We start from the raw sequence: 17,377 nt of genomic DNA, 5'->3' as shown, positions 1-17,377 counted from the left end.
CCCAACCATGGCCGATTACGCTGCGCTAATCCGCCCTACGTGTTCCATAGGTATTAAAAGGTGCGCGTGGCCGTGACCAGCAGCCGCTTTTGCACCACGTTCTTGCCGCTGCCGTCGGCGTTGAAGAAGGTCCACAACGGCGTGCCGTTCTTGCTGGCGTCGCCACTGTTGTACACCGCCGCCGCCGCGAACGACCATTTGTCCATCGTCTTGGTCACCCCCGCCTTGACGTCGTAGAAATTGAACGCGCTCATATGGCGCACGTTCTGCTTGCCGGCGTGGAGGTTCAAGTTCAGCCCCGGCGCCAGTTCCGGATTCCAGTTCAGCTCGCCATACAGGGTGCCGCGCGTGTCGACCAGCTCGCCCGTGTTCGGCTGCAACGCGAAGCCGAACCAGTACCGGCTCAGCGATACCCAGCCGTAGGCGTTGAAGCTGCCGATGTTGACGCCCAGCTTGGCCTCCTGCGTATGGTACTTGATGTCCTTGCCGCCCGCCGTGTAATGCGCGCCGGGGAACCAGTAGGTGACCAGGCCGGCGTCGAGCACGGTGTCGGCGTTCAGGTTGTGGCGGTAGCCGCCGTAGACGTCGATCTCCGAGCCGGCGCCGTTGTTGTAGGCCGCGTGCGAGACGCCCGAGCCGAACAGGCCGACGTAGAAGCCGCTGGCGTGCGTGAAGTCGAGGTTGCCCTGCGCCGTGGGCTTGGCTTGCGTCTGCGAAATGCCGCGGAACAGGTAGTCGGAGACGGCGGTGACGTTGCCGCTCTCGGTCCAGTCGGGGGCGGCGGCCGGTGCGGCATCGGCCGCCAGCGCGGCGCCGGAAGCCAGGGCGAAACAGGTGGCGGCGAGTCTGAGGATTTTCGGGGACATGTCGTGATACTCCTGTTGTGGGTGATGGTCTTTTTTGGGTTGCTTGCGGCGGCCACCCCGCACCCCGGAAACCGGGGTCGGACCCCACGGGGTCCGACCCCATGCGGCCGCATTGCGGGTTGTACTGTCAGACGGCGTCCAGCGCGGCGTGCTGGCGCCGGCTATCCTTGGTGAGCAGGAAGAACACGTAACCGGCGGCAAGGAAGGCGACGAACAGGCCGAAGATCAGCGGGTTGTAATAGATCATCGTCGCCATGCAGACCACGGCGCCGGCCAGCGCGATGGCCGGGAACAGCGGGTAGAACGGCGCCCGGAACGGCCGTGCCATGTGCGGTTCGGCGCGGCGCAGCTTGAACAGGCTGAGCATGCTGATGATGTACATCGTGATGGCGCCGAACACCGACATCGTGACGATGTTGGCGGTCAGGGTCAGGCCGCCGATCTTGATCAGCTCGTCGCTGTAGATGGCGGCGATGCCGACCGCGCCGCCGGCCAGGATGGCGCGGTGCGGCGTCTTGAAGCGCGGGTGGATCCTGGCAAAATAATGCGGCAGGTAGGCTTCGCGCGCCAGCGCGTAGATCTGCCGCGAATAGCCGAGGATGATGCCGTGGAAGGAGGCGATCAGGCCGAACAGCCCGAGCCACACCAGCATGTGCAGCCAGCCGCTGTGTTCGCCGACGATCAGTTTCATCGCCTGCGGCAGCGGGTCGTTGATGTTGGCCAGCTTGGTCCAGTCGCCGGCGCCGCCGGCGAACACCATCACGCCGATGGCCAGCAGCACCAAGGTGATGATGCCGGTGATGTAGGCGATCGGGATCGAGCGTTGCGGGTCCTTGGCCTCCTCGGCCGCCATCGCCACGCCCTCGATCGCCAGGAAGAACCAGATCGCGAACGGGATCGCGGCGAACATGCCGGGGATCGAAGCGAGGCTGAAGCTGTCGGCGCCCGACCAGCCGCCCTTGACGAAGTGGGCCATCGAGAAGCCCGGCGCGACCACGCCCATGAACACCAGCAGCTCGAAGATGGCCAGCAGCGCCATCAACAGCTCGAAGGTGGCGGCGACCTGCACGCCGACGATGTTGAGCGTCATGAACACGGCGTAGGCGCCGACCGCCGCCAGCTTGGGATCGACCTGCGGGAACTGCACGTTGAGGTAGGCACCGATGGCCAGCGCGATGGCCGGCGGCGCGAACACGAACTCGATCAGGGTGGCGGCACCGGCCAGGTAGCCGCCGGCCGGGCCGAAGGCGCGCTTGCTGTAGGCGAACGGGCCGCCGGCGTGCGGGATCGACGTGGTCAGCTCGGTGAAGCTGAAGATGAAGGTGGTGTACATGGCCGCGACGAACAGCGCGGTGATGGTGAAGCCGAGGGTGCCGGCCGAGGCCCAGCCATAGCTCCAGCCGAAGTATTCGCCGGAGATGACCAGCCCGACGGCGATGCCCCACAGCTGGAAGGTGCTCAGCGTCTGCTGCAGCGCGGGCTGGCCGGCCGCCTGTTTTGCGTTCATATTTTTTCCCCTAATGTAGCCGCGTGGCCCGGCGGGACGTGCGGTCCGGGCGGGTATGGAAGTTGCTGCGGATTTCAGTATAGAAGCGGGGCGCGGGCCGGCGTTATCGGAAATCGGCAAAGTTGAGCCCGCTCTAAGGGCGACGTCGGGAAAAACCACAGCGGGAGGGAAATCGATATGCACCAGACTGCAACACAGTTGTTGCACCATGCGCGCGGGGTGCGCACGGTGCTGGCGCACGACGCCGACCAGTTGGCCGGCGAGCTGACCAACTGGCAGCAGCGCTACGACCAAATCAGCCCGGGGCTGTTTCGCGGTGCCCTGACGGAACGTCAGTTACCGCAGCTACAAGTGTTCCGCGAGACGCTGAGCCAGTCGGTGCGGCAGTCGTGCCGCGTGTGGCCGGACGCGATCTGGTTCGGCCTGCCCGAGCACGTGTCGGCCACGCGCATCAACGGCCGCCAGACCGGGGCCGACGCCATCATGGTCCAGCCGGGCAATGTCGAGTTCGAGCTGGTCACGCCCAGCGATTACCGCATCTACGGCGTGGTCGCCAGCCGCCAGCTGCTGGCCGAGACGGCGCTGGCGCACGGCTGCGAAATCGACTGGCGGCGCGTGCAGTCGGCCGACCTGCTGCGGGTCGACGCCACCGAGCGCGCGGCCTTCGTGCGCACCTTGGCGCGGCTGCTGCCGGAGGACGCGACGGCGGACGCGGGCGCGGGCGATCCCGACCCGGCGTGGCGCCAGGCCGTGCTGCTGGCGCTGCTCGACATGCTGGACCACCGCTGCGTCGAACCGGCGCTGGCCGCCAGCCTGCAGCGGCGCCGGCGCGTGGTGGCGCTGGCGCGCGAATACCTCGACGCCCACCGCGGCGAGGCGGTCACGGTGCCGGAGCTGTGCGAGCGGGTGCACGTGAGCCGGCGCACCTTGCAATACTGTTTCGAGGATGTGCTGGGCATGAGCCCGATGCTGTACCTGCGCCTGATGCGCCTGAACGGCGTGCGCCGCCAATTGAACCAGGGCGCGCCGGGCCGGGTGGCGATCGGCGACGTCGCCGACGCCTGGGGCTTGAGTAACTTCAGCCAGTTCTCCAGCGACTACCGCAAGCTGTTCGGCCTGTGCCCGTCGGCGACCCTCAAGGCTCGCGCGCAGTAGCCCATTTTGTTGGGGCGGCAAACCCGCACGGCCGAGCGGGGTCGTACCCCGCGGGGTACGACCCCTAAGTGGTAACGCTCGCGTATCGCGAGTCGCTGGAGGGGGTTGTCCTGAATCAGATCACTTGCAGCGCGCCGGCGGCGGCGCCGGCGGCGATCAGCAGCACCGGATTGACTTTGGTGCGCAGCAGGATCAGCGCCGACAACAAGGTCACGACATCGGCGCGCCAGTCGGTGTTGGAGATGCCGGTGAACAGCCAGGCGGTGGCCGCCATCAAGCCGATCGACATCGGGCCGAAGGCCTCGCCCAGCGCGCGCGACAAGCGGCCGCCGGCGCGGCCCGCGTGCCAGCGGATGGCGCTGAGCGTCAACAAGGTCGACGGCACGATCACGGCGACGGTCGTCATGATGGCGCCGGACCAGCCGCCGATCAGCCATCCCACCAACGAGATGAACAGCAGGTTGGGACCGGGCGCCGCCTGGGCGATGGCGTAGGCGGCGGAGAACTGCTCGTTGCTCAGCCAGTGCCGGCCTTCGACCACGTACTGCCCGACCTGCGGCGCCAGCAGCACCACGCCGCCGCCGACGGCCATCAGCGACATCAGCGCGATATGCAGCGACAGTTCGGCGACGGGGGATGGCTCATTCATGTCGTTCTCCCAGCAGATAGAAAGCGGCGGTGCCCAACGGCGCCAGCACGCAGAACACCAGCGCCAGCGGCCACTTCAACAGCCCCAGCGCGATAAAGGCCAGCACCATCAGCAGCAGCTTGAACTGGTCGTGCTGGCGGCGCCAGCGGGCCTTGGCGAACATCGCCATCGCCATCTTGGCCGCCGTCGCCAGGATCAGCCCCGCCGCGACGGCCGCCATGCCGCCGATCGCGCGCCGCATGACCGCCAGATCGCCGAACTGCTGGTAGAGCACACCCAGGCCGATGACGATGAAAAAGGGGCCGATGATCAAGCCGCCGACGGCGGCCAGCGCGCCGGCGATGCCGGCATAGCGGTTGCCGACCATCAGGCCGACGTTGCACACGGTCGGCCCGGGCAGCATCTGGCTCAGCGCCATGCATTTGGCGAATTCCTCGGCCGTGAGCCACTTGTGCTGTTCGACCAGCGCGCGGTAGGCGAACGGCATCACGCCGCCAAAGCCCATCAACGCCAGCCTGGAGAAGACGAAGAAAATCGTCGCCGGTGACAATTGGTCTGTGCGCTGCGTCAGCGCGCCCGCCTGGCTGTGCATGATGTGTGCTCCTGGACTCGATGGCGGAATTTTCCTCCTTCGCGAAATATAAGTACAATGAATTCATTTGGACCATTCATTCAATAAATTGATGAAAGCCCGGGCATGAAAATCGATATCCTTGGCGTGCAGGCGTTTGTCGCGATCGCGGACTTCGGCGGTTTTCAGAAGGCGGCGCACACGCTGCACGTAACCCAGACCGCCGTCACGCAGCGGTTGCGCAACCTCGAGGCGTTCCTGGGCGTGGTGCTGGTCGAGCGCACCACGCGCACCATCGCGCTGACCAGCATCGGCAAGGACTTCCTGCCGCAGGCGCGCCGGCTGCTGCGGGAGCTGTCGTCGACGCTGACCGAAATCCGCGAGACCGGCAAGGCGCAGCGCGGCGACATCTCGATCGCCAGCGTGCCGACGGCGGGGATCCAGTTCCTGCCCGAGATTATTCGCGACTATTCGGCGCGCTTTCCCGGCAACCGCGTCAAGATACTGGACCACGCGTCCGCGCGGGTGGCCGAGGCGGTGTTGAGCCGCGAGGCGGAATTCGGCATCAACCTGTCCGGCAGCACGCATCCGGAGCTGGTGTCGGTGCCGGTGGTGCAGGACGAATTCGTGCTGCTGTGCCGCGACGACCACGCGCTGGCCAAACGCCGCGCGCTGACGTGGGCGCAGATCCAGCCCTACCCGCTGATCTTCTCGGGAGACGTCAACGGCAACCGCGCGCTGCTCGACAGCTACCTCGGCGACAAGAGCATGAATCTGAGCCTGCAGTTCCAGTACGAGGTGCAGCGCAGCTCCACCGCCATCGGGCTGGCGGCGGCCGGCGTGGCGGCGGCCATCGTGCCCAATCTGGCGATCCAGAAGGGCACTTACCCGCGCCTGCGCATCATCAAGCTCAAGGAACCGACCATCTCGCGCCAGTTGGCGCTGATCACGCGCAAGGCCGGCCACCTGTCGCCGGCCGCGCGGGCCTTGTATGACATGATCAAGCCACAATAAACCCCGGATATCGTAGGGCGGATTAGCGGGCAATGCCCGCCAATCCGCCCCGGGGGCACATCGATGGCACGGCCTACCTGCCGGTAGGCCTTGAGAGGCGGAACGCTGTAATCCGCCATGAGCCGCCGACGGCGCTTGGCGGATTACGCTGCGCTAATCCGCCCTACGTGATTCCACGTGATTCAACGGCCGCTTAACCTGGGGGCATGAGGCGCTACCATAAAAAAACCCTCCCGGCGCGAACGCGGGGAGGGTTTTCATGAAGCCGGCGGCGCTTACACGACCGCGCCGTCCGTTTCGTCTTTTTCCTTGATCGGCTTGATCAGGTCTTCGCGCTTGACGCCCAGCCACATGGCGACGGCGGCGGCGACGAACACCGACGAGTAAATACCGAAGCAGATACCGATGGTCAGCGCGACGGCGAAGTAGTGCAAGGTCGGGCCGCCCAGCAGCAGCATCGACAGCACCATCATCTGCGTGCAGCCGTGGGTGATGATGGTGCGCGAGATGGTCGAGGTGATCGCGTTGTCGATCACTTCATGCACGCTGGCCTTGCGCTGCTTGCGGAAGTTCTCGCGGATCCGGTCGAAAATAACCACCGATTCGTTGACCGAGTAACCCAGCACCGCCAGGATCGCCGCCAGCACCGTCAGCGAGAACTCCCACTGGAAGAAGGCGAAGAAGCCCAGGATGATGACCACGTCGTGCAGGTTGGCGATGATGGCCGCGACGGCGAATTTCCATTCGAAGCGGATGGCCAGGTAGATCACCACGCCGACGATCACCATCGCCAGCGCGTTCATGCCGTTTTGCGTCAGTTCGTCGCCGACCTGCGGGCCGACGTATTCGACCTTTTGCAGCGCGACCGCTTCGGCGCCGGCGGCGTCGGCGCAGGCGCGCTTCATCACGTGCTCGCCCTTGGCGCTGACGGTGTCGATCTGCTTGAGCTCACCCTTTTCGGCCTTGCACAGCGTTTCGTACACTTGCTGCGAGGCGTCCTTGGAGCTCAGGCCCTTGACCACCGGCAGGCGCAGCATGACGTCGTGCGCGGTGCCAAAGCTGGTCACTTCCGGCGCCTCGTAGCCGATGCCCTTGAGCGACGCGCGGATCTTCTCCAGGTCGGTCGCCTGCTGGTACTTCAACTCCATCACGGTGCCGCCGGTGAATTCCACCGACAGGTGCAGTGGACGATGCCACAGGAAGAACACGGCCGCGACGAAGGTCAACGCGGAAATCACGTTGAACACCAGCGCGTGGCGCATGAACGGTATGTCTTTTTTGATGCGGAAAAATTCCATGTCGGCCCCTGAGTTATTTCGTCACGCCGGGCACCCAGACGGTGCCGATAGCGATCGATTGCAGCTTTTTCTTGCGTCCGTACCAGAGGTTGACCACGCCGCGCGAGATGAACACGGCGGAGAACATCGACGTCAGGATACCCAGCGTGTGCACCACGGCGAAGCCGCGGATCGGACCGGAACCGAACACCCACAACGCCACGCCGACGATCAGGGTGGTGACGTTGGAGTCGATGATGGTGGCCCAGGCGCGGTCGAAGCCGGCGGCGATGGCCGACTGCGGCGAGGCGCCGGAGCGCAGCTCCTCGCGGATACGCTCGTTGATCAGCACGTTCGAGTCGATCGCCATACCCAGCGCCAGCGCGATCGCGGCGATACCCGGCAAGGTCATCGTCACTTCCATGCGCGACAGCAGGGCGATCAGCAGCAACAGGTTGCAGGCCAGCGCGATGACGCTGAAGAAACCGAACATCATGTAGTAGATGATCATGAAGACGGCGATGGCGGCGAAGCCGTACACCGTCGAGTGGAAGCCCTTGCTGATGTTCTCGGCGCCCAGCTGCGGCCCGATGGTGCGTTCCTCGATCACTTCCATCGGCGCCGACAGCGCGCCCGAGCGCAGCAGCAGCGCCAGCTCGGCCGCATTTTCGGCGTTGCCCATGCCGGTGATCTGGAAGCGGCTACCCAGTTCGCTCTGGATGGTGGCCACCGACAACACCTCGTACTTGCCTTTTTCAAGCAGCACGATGGCCATCTTCTTGCCCACGCGGTCGCGGGTGGCGTCGCGCATGCGGCGGCCGCCGTCGCCGTTGAGGTCGATGCCGACGGCCGGCTGGTGGTTCTGGTCGAAGCTGGCGGTGGCGCTGGAGATGTAGTCGCCGGTCAGCACCACGTCCTTGGTCAGCACGACCGGCACGCTTTTACCGACGGTGAACAGTTCCGAGTTGAGGGGAATCGCCGACGACAGCTCGGTGCCAGGCGTGATCGATTCGTCGACCATGCGCACTTCCAAGGTGGCGGCGCGGCCGATGACGGAACGGGCGCGGGCGACGTCCTGCACGCCCGGCAGCTGGACCACGATGCGGTCCGGGCCCTGCTGCTGGATGATCGGCTCGGCCACGCCCAGCTCGTTGACGCGCTTGGACAGGGTCGAGATGTTCTGCTTGACGCCCTCGTCGATGGTTTGCTTGAGCGCGGTCGGCTTGAGGCTGACGCGCGTCTTCAAATCGCTGCCTTCGCCCGAGTCGGCGTAGACGACGTCGGCCAGCTGGCCGCTCAGCACGTCCTTGGCCTTCTGGCGGGTGGCGTCGTCGCGGAAGTTGATTTCGATGGCGTCGCCGACACGCTCGATGCCGGCGTGGCGCACGTTCTTGTCGCGCAGCACGCTGCGCGCGGCCGACTGCATGCCCTGCACGCGCTTGGCCAGCACCGCCTTGGTGTCGACCTGCATCAGGAAGTGCACGCCGCCGCGCAAGTCCAGACCGAGGTACATCGGCACCGCGTGCAGCGCCTGCATCCATTTCGGCGTGTCCGGCTGCAGGTTCAGCGCGACCAGGTAGGTCGGGTCGGCCGGATCGGCGTTCAGGCTTTTTTCCAGCACGCCCTTGGCGCGGAACTGGATGTCGGGCGTGGCGAAGCGCACCCGCACCGAGGTGTAGGCGCCGGTGCCATCATAGGCCACGCCGTCGTAGGCGATGCCCTCCTTCTTGAGCACCTCCTCGACCTTGGCCGTCATGGCCGGGCTCATCTTGACGGTCGATTTGCCGCTCGTCACCTGCACCGCCGGCGACTCGCCGAAATAGTTGGGCGCGGCGTACAGCGCGGCCAGCACGATGGCGACGACGATGACTATGTATTTCCAGACTGGATAGCGATTCATATTGTTCAACGTTCAATGTTAGGCGTCGGATGCAATACGGCCCGCCGGGGGGCGGGCCGGGGCCAAGGCCGTGGGCCGTGGACGGTTACAGCGCCTTGAGCGTGCCCTTGGGCAGGACCATGGTCACGGAATTCTTTTGCACGACCAGCTCGCCGCCGCTGGCGATTTCCAGCGTGATGTACAGGTCGGAAATCTTCGAGATGCGGCCCAGCACGCCGCCGGCGGTCACCACCTCGTCACCCTTGGCCAGCGCTTCCATCATGGCCTTTTGTTCCTTGGCGCGCTTCTGCTGGGGACGGATCATCAGGAAGTACATCGCCACGAACATCAGAATCAGAAAACCATACTGGCCCAGGAAGCCGCCGGTCGCGCCGAGTGCGTCGAGGGGATTGGATTGGGCATACGCGTTGGATATAAACACAGGTGACTCCGATAATAGTTTGAAAAAACAGCGCTGTATTCTAGCACTGGCCGGAAGCCGAAAGGACTTCCGGGTATATGGGTGGTTGAATTCTTTTTACAAGACTTGCAACATCGGACGGTTTCAACCCGGGAAGCAGGGGTCGGACCCGGCGGGGTCCGACCCCGGAGCGCGCGGGGTGCGGGTTCAACCTCAAACGCCGCGCGCCCGTTCCGCGTGGAATTGCAGGGTCCACGCGTGGAAGCGGTCCTCGTCCAGCGCCTCGCGCATCTGGCGCATGATGTCCAGATAGTAGTGCAGGTTGTGGATGGTGTTCAGGCGCGCGCCGAGGATCTCCTGGGTGCGGTTCAGGTGGTGCAGGTAGGCGCGCGAGAAGTTGCGGCAGGCGTAGCACGAGCACGTGCTGTCCAGCGGTTCCTTGTCATCCTTATAACGCGCGTTCTTGATCTTGATGTCGCCGAAGCGGGTGAACAGCCAGCCGTTGCGGGCGTTACGGGTGGGCATCACGCAATCGAACATGTCGACCCCGTTCGACACGCCGGCCACCAGGTCCTCCGGCGTGCCCACGCCCATCAGGTAGTGCGGCTTGTTGGCCGGCAGGCGCGGGCCGACGTGCGCCAGGATGCGCATCATGTCCTCCTTCGGCTCGCCGACCGACAGGCCGCCGATGGCCAGGCCGGGGAAATCGATCTGCTCCAGGCCGGCCAGCGACTCGTCGCGCAGGTTCTCGAACATGCCGCCCTGGACGATGCCGAACAAGGCGTTCGGGTTCTCGCCGCGATGGAACTCGTCATTGGATCGTTGCGCCCAGCGCAAGGACATGCGCATCGACTTTGCCGCCTCGTCAAGGGTGGCCGGACGGTTGTCGATTTCATACGGCGTGCACTCGTCGAACTGCATGACGATGTCGGAATTGAGCACGCGCTGGATCTGCATCGACACCTCCGGCGACAGGAACAGCTTGTCGCCGTTGATGGGCGAGTTGAAATGCACGCCCTCTTCCGTGATCTTGCGCATCGCGCCCAGCGAAAACACCTGGAAACCGCCGGAATCGGTCAGGATCGGCTTGTCCCAGGCCATGAAGTCGTGCAGGCCGCCGAATTTGGAGATGACGTCGTTGCCCGGGCGCAGCCACAGGTGGAAGGTGTTGCCCAGGATGATCTGGGCGTCGATCTCCTTCAACTCCAGCGGCGACATCGCCTTGACCGAGCCGTAGGTGCCGACCGGCATGAAGATCGGGGTCTGCACCACGCCGTGGTTGAGTTTGACTTCGCCGCGGCGGGCCTTGGTCAAGCCGCTGCTATCGGTCTTGTGTAGCGTAAATTCCAACATGGGGGATTCCTTATTATGCTCGGGCTTGCGTCGTCAGCAGCATGGCGTCGCCATAGCTGAAGAAGCGGTATTCGTTGGCGATCGCGTGGGCGTAGGCCGCGCGGATCTCGTCGTAGCCGGCGAAGGCCGACACCAGCATCAGCAAGGTCGACTTGGGCAGGTGGAAATTGGTGATCAGGCGCGTGACCGTCTTGAACTGGTAGCCGGGCGTGATGAACAGCGCGGTGTCGGCGCTGCCGGCCTCCAGCTGGCCGCCCTGCGAGGCCGACTCCAGCGCGCGCAGGCTGGTGGTGCCGACGGCCACCACGTCGCGGCCGGCCGCGCGCGCCGCGCGCACCGCGTCCACGGTCTCCTGCGGCATGGTGTACCACTCGGTGTGCATCTTGTGCTCGGACAGCACCTCGGCGCGCACCGGCTGGAAGGTGCCGGCGCCCACGTGCAGGGTCACATAGGCGAAGTTGACGCCCTTGGCCTTGAGCTCGGCGAGCAGCTTCTCGTCGAAATGCAGGCCGGCGGTGGGCGCGGCGACGGCGCCCGGCACCTTGTTGAACACGGTCTGGTAACGGTTCTCGTCGAAGGAATCGGCATCGTGCTCGATGTACGGCGGCAGCGGCAGACGGCCGTGGGCCTCGATCAACTCGAACACGTCGGCGTCGAAATGCAAGGTGTAGAACTCGCCGGCGCGCTCGCCGACGGTGACGTCGAAGGCATCGGCCAGGCGGATCTTGACGCCGGGGCCGGGCGACTTGGAGGCGCGCACCTGGGCCAGCACGGTGCGGTGGTCGAGCACGCGCTCGACCAGCGCCTCGATCTTGCCGCCGCTTTCCTTGACGCCGAAGAAACGCGCCTTCAGCACGCGGGTATCGTTCATCACCAGCAGGTCGCCCGCCTGCAGCAGGCCGACGATGTCGGCGAACTGGCGGTCGACGATCCGCGCCCCGTCCAGATGCAGCAGGCGGGAGGCGCTGCGGTCCGGCAGCGGGAATTGCGCAATACGTTCTTGCGGCAGGTTAAAATCGAAATCGGAAAGCGAGTACATTTTGCGCACTTCTGGAAACTGTTGAAGAAAATCGGGCACGCCACAATTGCGTGGGTAGCCTTACAATACCGGCGTCGCCGCCATTGATTTGTCACGGGCAACCCTCTATTTTACGCTAGTGCCCGAAAAACGCCCGAATATGCCTGTGATCCCGTCCAAACCCGCCGCAAAGCCCGCCAGGAAGACCGTCAGCCCGGAAGCCAAGCTGGCCAAGCTCGGCCTGCACACGGACATGGACCTGGTGCTGCACCTGCCGATGCGCTACGAGGACGAAACCCAGGTCATCACCATCGAGGAAGCGCGCCTGCATGGCGGCGACACCTCGCAGGTTGAGGGCGTGGTGGTCAAGAACGAAATCACCTACAAGCCGCGGCGCCAGTTGCTGGTGCACATCGCCGACGACACGGGCGACCTGCAACTGCGCTTCATGAACTTCTACGGCAGCCAGGTCAAGCAGCTGGCCGAAGGCACGCGGGTGCGCGCGCGCGGCGAACTGAAACACGGCTTCTTCGGCGCCGAGATGGTGCACCCGGCGTATAAAGTCATCAACGAGGGCGCGCCGCTGCCGACCTCCCTGACGCCCGTCTACCCGTCGGGCGAGGGGCTGTCGCAACCGATCCTGCGGCGCGCCATCGGCGACGCCATGAAGCGGGTCGACTGGACCGACACGCTGCCGGCCGACTTGCGCGCCGAGATGCGGCTGTCGGATTTCGAACCGGCGGTCAAGCTGCTGCACTACCCGCCGCATGAAGTGGACGAGCACGCGCTGGCCGACCGCTCGCATCCGGCGTGGACGCGGGTCAAATTCGACGAACTGCTGGCGCAGCAGCTGTCGCTCAAACGCGCGCAGCGGGCGCGCCGCTCCAAGGGCGCAGCCGCGCTCAAGGTGGTCGGCGCGCTGTCGGCGCGCTTCCAGGCGGCGCTGCCGTTCAAGCTGACGGGCGCGCAGCAGCGCGTGCTCGACGAAATCCGCGCCGACCTGCGCCACCCGTATCCGATGCAGCGGCTGCTGCAGGGCGACGTCGGCAGCGGCAAGACGGTGGTGTCGGCGCTGGCGGCCACGCAGGCGCTCGACAGCGGCTTCCAGGCCGCGCTGATGGCGCCGACGGAGATCCTCGCCGAACAGCACTTCCGCAAGATCGCCGCGTGGATGGAACCGCTGGGCGTCAAGGTCGCCTGGCTGACGGGCAGCCTGAAAAAGAAGGACAAGCAGGCCGCGTATGAACTGATCGAATCGGGCGAGGCGCGGCTGGTGATCGGCACGCACGCGCTGATCCAGGAAGCGGTGACCTTCGCCAATCTGGGGCTGGTGATCGTCGACGAGCAGCACCGCTTCGGCGTCGGCCAGCGGCTGACGTTGCGCAACAAGGGCAACGAAGGCGCGATCCCGCACCAGCTGATGATGTCGGCCACGCCGATCCCGCGCACCTTGGCGATGACCTACTACGCCGACCTGGAAGTGTCGGTCATCGACGAACTGCCGCCGGGGCGCAGCCCGATCGTCACGCGCGTGGTCGACCAGAACCGGCGCGACGAAGTGATCGAGCGGGTGCACGCGGCGGCGCTGGAGGGCCGGCAGGTTTACTGGGTCTGCCCGCTGATCGAGGAATCGGAAGCGTTGCAGCTGCAAACGGCGACCGACACGCACGCGCTGCTGGCCGAGGCGCTGCCGGACCTGAGCGTGGGGTTGGTGCACGGGCGCCTGAAGCCGGCGGAAAAGCAAGCGGTGATGGACGCCTTCATCGCCAACGAGATGCAGGTGCTGGTGGCGACGACGGTGATCGAGGTGGGCGTCGACGTGCCGAACGCGTCGCTGATGGTGATCGAGCACGCCGAGCGTTTCGGGCTGTCGCAGCTGCACCAGCTGCGCGGACGCGTGGGGCGGGGCTCGGCGGCCAGCGTGTGTTTGCTGCTATATCAAAGCCCGCTGGGCGGCGTGGCCAAGCAGCGGCTGATGACGATGCGCGAAACCACGGACGGTTTCGAAATCGCCCGGCGCGACCTGGAGATCCGCGGGCCGGGCGAATTCCTCGGCGCGCGGCAATCGGGACAGGCGATGCTACGGTTCGCGGACCTGGAGACGGACGGCTGGCTGGTGGACCAGGCGCGCGACGTCGCGCACGACCTGCTGCACGCCGACAGCGCCGAAAAAGCCGCCACGGTCGAAGCCCACCTGGCGCGCTGGCTGGGCGGGCGCGAGGAATTCCTCAAAGTCTAACTCCGGGGTCAGGTCCACCATTTCTACACGGCCTCGGCTTTATCGGTTCGCTTTGACGTTGTCGGCGGCTCATCGATGGCGGATTACGGCGTTCCGCCTAATCCGCCCTACGTGTCTCCACGAGAATCACGCGCGCGGGCCACAAAATCCGTGGAAATCACTCAGAAGCACATGTAGAAGCGGTTCGCGAGGTCGACCACGAACTCGGGCCTCAGGTAGGCCGTGAACACCAGCGCCAACACCGCCACCGCCGCAGCTCGGAGCGCCCACGTTTTCATCGCTACGCCGCCTTCAGCACGCTGCGCACCAGCGGCCGTTCGTTGATCGGCAGATTGACCAGCCCCGCCATCACGCCCAGCGCGATCGAAATGCCCCAGACGATGTCGTAGCTGCCCAACCTGGCGAACAGGAAGCCGCCCATCCACACGCCAAGGAAGCTGCCCACCTGGTGCGAGAAGAACACCACCCCGGCCAGCATCGACATATGCTTGACGCCGAAGATGCCGGCGATGATGCCGTTCGTCAGCGGCACCGTCGACAGCCAGATCAAGCCCATCGCGGCGGCGAACACGTACACCGAGAACGGCGTCAATGGCGCCAGCAGGAACAGCGAGATCACGATCGAGCGAGTAAAGTAAATCGACGACAGCAGGTAGCGCTTCGGCAGCCGTCCACCCAGCTTGCCCGCGTAGTAGGAGCCGATGATATTGAACAGGCCAATCAGCGCCAGCGCCATCACCGCCACGCTAGGATCGCCGATGCCCTTGTCCTTCAAATAGGCCGGCAGGTGCACGCCGATGAAAACCACCTGGAAGCCGCAGACGAAGTAGCCGACCACCAAAAACAGGAAGGAGCGGTTGCGAATCGCCTCGCCCATCGCCTCGCGGATGCTTTGCTGCGGGCCGTCGCCATGTTCGAGCGCCGGCTCGCGCAGATAAAAGGTCATCGGTATCATCAACAGCAGCACCAGCGCGGCCAGCACATAGAAGGCGTTTTGCCAGCCGATCGCGGAGATCAGCTGCTGCTCGACCGGCATCATCAGGAACTGGCCGAAGGAGCTGGCGGCGCCGGAGATGCCGAAGGCCCACGAGCGCTTCTCGGCCGGCGCGACGCGGCCGATGATGCCGCTGACAGCGCCAAACGCGGTGCAGGACAGGCCAAGGCCGATCAGCACCCCGGTACCGATGACGAACAGCGTCGGATCGGTCACCACCGCCATCCATATCAAGCCCGCCGCGTAACTGAGCGCGCCCACCAAGACCACGCGCATCGTGCCGAAACGGTCCGCCGCCATGCCGGCGAACGGGCCGAAGGCGCCCCACATCAGGTTCTGCAACGCCTGGGCCAACGAATAGGTCTCGCGCGTCCAGCCGTTGGCCTGGGAGATCGGCTGCATCCAGAAGCCGAAGCCGTGGCGCACGCCCATCGCCAGCGTCAGGACGACGCCGGTGGCTAGCAACACGGTTTTGAGTGAAGGCGTGCGGGTGGCAGCGAACATGATTTTTCCTGGCTATCGAAACGGCATCTATCGATTTTACCCAGTTCCGGCCACCCGCGCCGAATTTATCCGATCACCGGTTTATTGGTCGGCGCTGTAGCGCAGGCCGATTTGCGAACGGATCTCGTCGAGCGTGCCCATGATGTTGAGCGTTTCGGCGTGCGGCATGACCGGGCTCTCGATCAAACCGGCGCGGATGCAGCGCCCCACTTCCTGCGCCTCGTGGGTGTAGCCGTTGCCGCTGCGGGCGATCGTCATCGTGCGCTCGCTGCGCGCGGCGCCGTCGACCAAGGTGATGGTGATGGTTTCCGTGTTGTGGAAACGGTCGCTCAGGCGCACGAAGCCCTTGGTGCCGGAGATCGTCAGCTCGGTCGGGGTGCGCGAGCGCAGGCTGCACGCGCAGGCCGAAACGCCGCCGCCTTCGTGCGTGAGCGTGAACGCGGTCTGCATGTCGACGCCGGTGGGCGCCATCTCGGCCTGCGCCTTCACGCCGGTGACCGCGCCCAGGAAGAACGACGACATCGACAGCGGATAGATGCCCAGGTCCAGCAGCGCGCCGCCGCCCAGCTCCGGGTTGAACAGGCGATGTTCCGGCCCGGCGTCGGACGTGAAGCCGAAATCGGCGGTGACGTGCGCCGGCTTGCCGATCTCGCCGCTGTCGACGATGCGCTTGGCCTCGACCACGGCCGGCATGAAGCGGGTCCACATCGCCTCCATGACGAACAGTTTTTTCTCGCGCGCCAGCGCGATGATGTCCTCGGCCTGGCGGCGGTTCATCGTGAACGACTTCTCCACCAGCACCGCCTTGCCGCCGTTGAGGCACATCAGCGCGTTCTCGTGGTGCATCGGGTGCGGGGTGCCGATGTAGATGACATCGACCTCGGGATCGTCGGCCAGCGCCTGGTAGCTGCCGTGGAATCGCTCGGCGCCGAACTCCGCGCCGAATTTGGTAGCGCTATCTACAGAGCGCGAACCGATGGCCGCCAGTTTTGCGCCCGGCGTGTCCTGCAATGCGGTGGCGAAGGCCTTGGCGATTTTGCCCGTTCCGAGTATGCCCCAGCGAATTACCTGCGTCATGGCGTGATCTTTCTGCCGCGTCGGCGGCCGTGTGGTTTGCGTGATATCGAAATGTTATTTTACCGCGACCGGGCGTTTGGGGCGGAACACCGTTGCGTCGGCGTAGAAGGCGTCGTCCTGGCCGGGCCACCATCCGGGCACGCCCAGCGCCTGCATCGGCGTGAAGTCGGCGGTGCTCAGGCCATGGCCGGCCAGCTCCCGCGCCACTTTCCGGTCCAGCCACGCGCGGCGCGCATCGTGTTCCATCGCGAAGAAATCGTCGTCCGCCACCACCACGCGGGTGTGCGCGGTGATCGCCTTGCGGGGTGCGACCAACTTCTCCATCAGCGCGTGGCCGAATAGCCAGACCTGCGCGTCGGGACCGAAGCTGGCGCGCTGGCCGACGAAGGCGTCGTGCCAGCGATGCTCGCGCAGCGCCTCGGTCAGCCGATGGCCGCCGTCGCAGTCGCGCACCACCAGCAGCGCGGCGTTCTCGTCGAAGATGGTGGCGGCGTCGCGCGCCGGTCCGCGCGACTTGCCGACGCCGTCCTGCGCGATCTGCGCCGCCTGCAGGGCGTTCAGTTGAACCTTGATCGCCGGGAAGCTAAGCCATACCAGGCCGTTGAAGAAGTCGTGCAGGTTGTCGCGCGTGGGCACGCCGCCGGTGGCGCCGATGAAGGCCTCGTACGCTATGCCGTCGGGCAGCGCCTCCTGCGGCACAAAGGACAGCGGCAAGCCCTGATGATTGCGCAGGCCCAGTGCCGCCGCCTGCGCGCTGAACGCATCCCTGAAATGAACGTCGCCGGTCAGCTTTGCGGCCGCGCCGCGTACCGATTCGTACCAGGGGCGCGACCAGTCTATCGATTGTGGCACT

Annotated in this window: 15 protein-coding genes; 3 read left to right on the top strand and 12 right to left on the bottom strand. The window is 65.5% G+C overall.

Annotated features, from left to right (window positions below; all coding sequences use genetic code 11):
• Window positions 1–53: 53 nt before the first annotated feature.
• Both JOD97_RS31685 and eat read right to left on the bottom strand, forming a co-directional pair.
• Window positions 54–866: a TorF family putative porin gene (locus tag JOD97_RS31685; protein ID WP_209726799.1), complete on the bottom strand. Its 813-nt coding sequence runs from the start codon at window positions 864–866 to the stop codon at window positions 54–56.
• Between the two features lie 127 nt (window positions 867–993).
• Complete coding sequence (eat, locus tag JOD97_RS31680) at window positions 994–2,373, bottom strand: ethanolamine permease (protein ID WP_209726798.1); 1,380 nt, start codon at window positions 2,371–2,373, stop codon at window positions 994–996.
• Window positions 2,374–2,550: 177 nt separating this feature from the next.
• On the opposite strand from eat, the gene JOD97_RS31675 reads away from it, so the two are divergent.
• The gene (locus JOD97_RS31675) at window positions 2,551–3,528 is read left to right on the top strand and encodes a helix-turn-helix domain-containing protein (RefSeq protein ID WP_209726797.1); all 978 of its coding nucleotides are present in this window, start codon (window positions 2,551–2,553) and stop codon (window positions 3,526–3,528) included.
• Between the two features lie 115 nt (window positions 3,529–3,643).
• On the opposite strand, the gene JOD97_RS31670 is transcribed toward JOD97_RS31675, so the two are convergent.
• Window positions 3,644–4,177 carry a chromate transporter gene (locus JOD97_RS31670; RefSeq protein WP_209726796.1) on the bottom strand — a complete coding sequence of 178 codons (534 nt, stop codon included), beginning with the start codon at window positions 4,175–4,177 and terminating at the stop codon, window positions 3,644–3,646.
• Window positions 4,170–4,769, bottom strand: a complete 600-nt coding sequence (locus JOD97_RS31665; protein WP_229264871.1) for a chromate transporter — start codon at window positions 4,767–4,769, stop codon at window positions 4,170–4,172. Before JOD97_RS31665 ends, JOD97_RS31670 begins: the two co-directional genes overlap by 8 nt.
• A gap of 105 nt (window positions 4,770–4,874) precedes the next feature.
• Here JOD97_RS31665 and JOD97_RS31660 point away from each other — a divergent pair, with 105 nt between their 5' ends.
• Window positions 4,875–5,762 carry a LysR family transcriptional regulator gene (locus JOD97_RS31660; protein WP_209726795.1) on the top strand — a complete coding sequence of 296 codons (888 nt, stop codon included), beginning with the start codon at window positions 4,875–4,877 and terminating at the stop codon, window positions 5,760–5,762.
• 275 nt (window positions 5,763–6,037) lie between these two features.
• Here the strand turns inward: JOD97_RS31660 and secF are convergent, their stop codons facing one another.
• The 5 genes from secF to queA form a co-directional block, all read right to left on the bottom strand.
• On the bottom strand, window positions 6,038–7,060 hold the full coding sequence (secF, locus tag JOD97_RS31655) for a protein translocase subunit SecF (RefSeq protein ID WP_209726794.1): 1,023 nt from the start codon (window positions 7,058–7,060) through the stop codon (window positions 6,038–6,040).
• Between the two features lie 13 nt (window positions 7,061–7,073).
• The gene (gene secD / locus JOD97_RS31650) at window positions 7,074–8,939 is read right to left on the bottom strand and encodes a protein translocase subunit SecD (protein ID WP_209726793.1); all 1,866 of its coding nucleotides are present in this window, start codon (window positions 8,937–8,939) and stop codon (window positions 7,074–7,076) included.
• A gap of 85 nt (window positions 8,940–9,024) precedes the next feature.
• Window positions 9,025–9,360, bottom strand: a complete 336-nt coding sequence (gene yajC / locus JOD97_RS31645; protein ID WP_209726792.1) for a preprotein translocase subunit YajC — start codon at window positions 9,358–9,360, stop codon at window positions 9,025–9,027.
• Between the two features lie 192 nt (window positions 9,361–9,552).
• The gene (gene tgt, locus JOD97_RS31640) at window positions 9,553–10,692 is read right to left on the bottom strand and encodes a tRNA guanosine(34) transglycosylase Tgt (RefSeq protein WP_209726791.1); all 1,140 of its coding nucleotides are present in this window, start codon (window positions 10,690–10,692) and stop codon (window positions 9,553–9,555) included.
• Window positions 10,693–10,705: 13 nt separating this feature from the next.
• Window positions 10,706–11,731, bottom strand: a complete 1,026-nt coding sequence (gene queA, locus JOD97_RS31635) for a tRNA preQ1(34) S-adenosylmethionine ribosyltransferase-isomerase QueA (RefSeq protein ID WP_209726790.1) — start codon at window positions 11,729–11,731, stop codon at window positions 10,706–10,708.
• A 139-nt stretch (window positions 11,732–11,870) separates the two neighbouring features.
• Here queA and recG point away from each other — a divergent pair, with 139 nt between their 5' ends.
• A complete protein-coding gene (gene recG / locus JOD97_RS31630; protein ID WP_209726789.1) occupies window positions 11,871–13,949 on the top strand; it encodes an ATP-dependent DNA helicase RecG in 2,079 nt (692 codons plus the stop codon).
• Between the two features lie 280 nt (window positions 13,950–14,229).
• Here the strand turns inward: recG and JOD97_RS31625 are convergent, their stop codons facing one another.
• The 3 genes from JOD97_RS31625 to JOD97_RS31615 all read right to left on the bottom strand — a co-directional run bounded on the left by JOD97_RS31625 (window position 14,230) and on the right by JOD97_RS31615 (window position 17,376).
• Window positions 14,230–15,447 carry an MFS transporter gene (locus JOD97_RS31625; RefSeq protein ID WP_209726788.1) on the bottom strand — a complete coding sequence of 406 codons (1,218 nt, stop codon included), beginning with the start codon at window positions 15,445–15,447 and terminating at the stop codon, window positions 14,230–14,232.
• Between the two features lie 81 nt (window positions 15,448–15,528).
• Entirely contained in the window at window positions 15,529–16,524 is a 996-nt protein-coding gene (locus tag JOD97_RS31620) for a Gfo/Idh/MocA family protein (protein ID WP_209726787.1), read from the bottom strand.
• A gap of 54 nt (window positions 16,525–16,578) precedes the next feature.
• Entirely contained in the window at window positions 16,579–17,376 is a 798-nt protein-coding gene (locus JOD97_RS31615) for a DUF3025 domain-containing protein (protein WP_209726786.1), read from the bottom strand.
• Window position 17,377: the final 1 nt, after the last annotated feature.

The organism is Duganella sp. 1411, assembly GCF_017833525.1.
In the GTDB taxonomy this organism is placed as follows: Bacteria; Pseudomonadota; Gammaproteobacteria; order Burkholderiales; family Burkholderiaceae_D; genus Rugamonas.
Note: the sequence above shows the minus strand (reverse complement) of the source record. Positions and strands in the feature narration are given on the sequence as shown.